Genomic DNA, 3,622 nt, shown 5'->3' with positions numbered 1-3,622 from the left:
ACTCCGACTCAGTCTGTGTTGACCATTACTTCCAACGTTGTTTACGGTAAGAAAACCGGTAATACTCCGGACGGCCGCCGCGCAGGCGCTCCGTTTGGTCCGGGTGCAAACCCAATGCACGGCCGCGATGTCAACGGTGCAGTCGCTTCATTGACTTCCGTAGCCAAACTGCCATTTGAGTTTGCTAAAGACGGTATTTCCTACACCTTCTCTATTATTCCTGGCGCGTTGGGTAAAGACGAGCATTCCCGCGAACGCAACCTTGCCGGTTTGATGGATGGTTATTTCCACCATGAAGAAGGAGAAGTGGAAGGCGGCCAACACTTGAACGTCAACGTATTGAACCGCGAAACTTTGGAAGATGCGATGCATCATCCGGAGAAATATCCGCAGTTGACCATTCGCGTGTCCGGTTATGCAGTTCGCTTCAACTCGCTGACCCGCGAACAACAGCTTGACGTGATTACCCGTACGTTCACTGAAACCATGTAATCCGGGTTGAGAAACAAACCAAAAGCTAAATTTGCATTTGGTTTGTTTTGAAACAAAGCTCCAAGGCCGTCTGAAATGTTCAGACGGCTTTTATTATCGTACAATTCACATCAGCAAAATTATTTTCGAGCCAAACACAATGTCCACGACTTTTGCCATCACTCCCGAGCCGGAACTGAAAAACCTTGGCCATCGCCACTATAACGGCAAAGGCATTATTCATTCGATTGAATCTTGCGGCGCTGTCGATGGTCCAGGTTTGCGCTACGTGCTCTTTTTGCAAGGTTGTCTGATGCGTTGCCTTTATTGCCATAATCGCGATACTTGGGATTTACATACCGAGCAGGCGCAGGAATTGGATGTGGCAACTGTAATGAAGCAGGTCATGACCTATCGCCATTATCTGCGTGCGACAGGCGGAGGCGTAACGGCAACCGGCGGCGAGCCGTTATTGCAATATGAGTTTGTACGCGATTGGTTTACGGCCTGTCGGGAACACGATATCCATACCTGTCTCGACAGCAATGGCTATGCTTTGCACTATGATTCGATTTTGGATGATTTGCTCGATCATACCAATTTGGTCATGCTTGACTTGAAACAAATCGATCCTGAAATTCATAAAGTACTCGTCGGTATTCCCAATACCAAAACGCTGAAATTTGCGCGCTATCTTGCCGAACGCAATCAGCCGACGCGGGTGCGTTATGTGGTTGTTCCCGGTTATACCGATGATGAGCGGTCGGCGCATTTATTGGGCGAGTTTATCGGTGATATGGACAATGTCGAAATGGTCGAACTTTTACCGTATCACGAATTGGGCGCACACAAATGGGCTTTGTGCGGCGACGAATACAAATTAAAAGGCGTACATCCGCCGCCTAAAGAAACCATTTTAAAAATCAAAGAAATATTAGAGAGTTACGGAAAAAACATTATTTATTAAAACAGAAAAAGGCCGTCTGAAACGAGATAATCAGTTTCAGACGGCCTTTTTATCATTGAAAAAACTTAATCGTTCAATGCGGCCAAAACCTTGGCGACAACTTCTGATACTGCAACGGCTTGAGCCTGATTGTCACGGCGCTCGGCATATTCGACATTGCCTTCTTTTAAGGCGCGATCGCCGATGATGATGCGGTGAGGAATGCCCAGCAGTTCGGAGTCATTCAGCAAAACGCCTGCACGTTCGTCGCGGTCATCCAACAATACATCTGCACCGGCAGCCAAAAGCTCGGCATAGATTTTGTCAGCGGCTTCGCGCACGGCGTCTGATTTTTTGTAGTTCATCGGCACGATAACGACTTCAAACGGCGCCATTGCTTTGGTCCAAACAATGCCTTTTTCGTCGTTGTTTTGCTCGATGGCGGCGGCCACAACGCGGGTAATACCGATACCGTAGCAGCCCATTTCCATGATTTGGGATTTGCCGTTATTGTCCAAGAAGCTGACATTCATGGCTTGGGTATATTTGTCGCGCAATTGGAAGACATGGCCGACTTCAATACCGCGCGCCAGTTTCAGACGGCCTTGTTCGTCAGGGCTGATATCACCTTCGATGACATTGCGTAAATCGACAAATTCAGGCTCGGCAGCATCGCGACCGAAGTTGAAGCCGGTATAGTGGTAGTCGTCTTCGTTTGCGCCGATAACCCAGTCTGCGCCTTTTTCGGTGGCGAAATCGGCATAGACTTTACCTTTGAAGTTGACAGGGCCGAGAGAGCCGCCGTTTGCGCCGAACTGTTCAACAATTGCGGCAGGGCTTGCCATGGTCAGCGGTGATTTCACTCCGGCCAGTTTTTCTGCCTTGATGTCGTTAAACTCATGGTCGCCGCGTAACAGCAGCAGGACAAGTTCTCCTTCGTTTTCGCCTTCGACCACGATGGACTTGAGGGTTTGTTCAACCGGAATATTCAGGAATTCAACCAAAGATTCTATAGTTTTGACGTTTGGTGTATGTACTTTGGTCAATTCAGCCTGAGCAGCAGCGCGTTCGCCTTTAAGTGGCAAAGTCGGCGCCAGCTCGATATTGGCGGCGTAATCGGAAGTATCGCTGTATGCAATAACGTCTTCGCCGCTTTCAGCCAATACTTGGAATTCGTGAGAGCCGGTACCGCCGATGCTGCCGGTGTCTGCGGCGACGGGGCGGAATTCCAAGCCCAGACGGGTGAAGATACGGCAGTAAGCGTCGTACATATCTTGATAGGTCGTCTGAAGCGAGGCATAGTCGGCATGGAAGGAATAAGCGTCTTTCATGACGAACTCGCGCGCACGCATCACACCAAAGCGTGGACGCACTTCATCTCGGAATTTGGTTTGGATGTGGTAAAAGTTTTTTGGCAGTTGTTTGTAGCTGTTGACTTCTTTGCGCACGATGTCGGCAATGACTTCTTCACAAGTCGGACCCATGCAGAAATCACGGTCATGACGGTCTTTCAAGCGCAGCAGTTCTTTACCGTAAAACTCCCAGCGGCCGGATTCTTGCCACAGTTCGGCAGGTTGTACCACCGGCATCAGCAGCTCCACGCTACCCGCGCGGGCCATTTCTTCACGCACAATATTTTCAACTTTGCGCAATACGCGCAGGCCCATCGGCATCCAAGTATAAAGACCGGATGCGTTGGCTTTGATCAAACCGGCACGAATCATCAGCTTGTGGCTGGCAAGTGCGGCTTCGGCAGGGGCTTCTTTAAGGGTAGAAATGAAGAACTGGGAGGCTTTCATGGCGTATTTTTCTTTCTTAAAAATAAGTGCGTATTGTAACGCAAAATGTGTGGCCGCGCGTCTTTTGAATGGCATCTGATGAAATCGGCCGTTGTTTCACGGAGCTTTTGATTCGGGGCGATTTTTAGGGATGTCAACCCTAATTTATGCACAAAGCTGCATAACCTTGTTTTACCTATAAATTTTCACTGTATGATTATAGTAAAATCTTATAAATATAACTACTTGATTTTATTATGTTTTATTTGATTAAATTTTAGTCAATTTAAGACTTGGTTTGTTCCTAAAGAAAATTTTACGATTACCCAAAGCTTATCAACAGATTTATCCACAGAGATTGTGTATAGATTTTAAATAGATCGGAAGAGCGTCGTGTAGGGAAAGAGTGTAGATCTCGGTGGTCGCC

Annotated in this window: 3 protein-coding genes; 2 read left to right on the top strand and 1 reads right to left on the bottom strand. The window is 47.9% G+C overall.

Going from position 1 to position 3,622, the window contains the following annotated elements; genetic code table 11:
• Together Q1M25_RS08875 and pflA are read left to right on the top strand one after the other, a co-directional pair.
• A partial coding sequence (locus Q1M25_RS08875) for a glycine radical domain-containing protein (protein WP_367275829.1) occupies positions 1-492 on the top strand: 492 nt, incomplete at its 5' end.
• A 139-nt stretch (positions 493-631) separates the two neighbouring features.
• On the top strand, positions 632-1,438 hold the full coding sequence (gene pflA / locus Q1M25_RS08870) for a pyruvate formate lyase 1-activating protein (RefSeq protein WP_036491085.1): 807 nt from the start codon (positions 632-634) through the stop codon (positions 1,436-1,438).
• A 65-nt stretch (positions 1,439-1,503) separates the two neighbouring features.
• Here pflA and Q1M25_RS08865 read toward each other — a convergent pair whose 3' ends face one another.
• A complete protein-coding gene (locus Q1M25_RS08865; RefSeq protein WP_300483919.1) occupies positions 1,504-3,216 on the bottom strand; it encodes a proline--tRNA ligase in 1,713 nt (570 codons plus the stop codon).
• Positions 3,217-3,622 lie beyond the last annotated feature (406 nt).

Origin of the sequence: uncultured Neisseria sp., assembly GCF_951230505.1 — a bacterium.
Taxonomy (GTDB): Bacteria; Pseudomonadota; Gammaproteobacteria; order Burkholderiales; family Neisseriaceae; genus Neisseria.
Note: the sequence above shows the minus strand (reverse complement) of the source record. Positions and strands in the feature narration are given on the sequence as shown.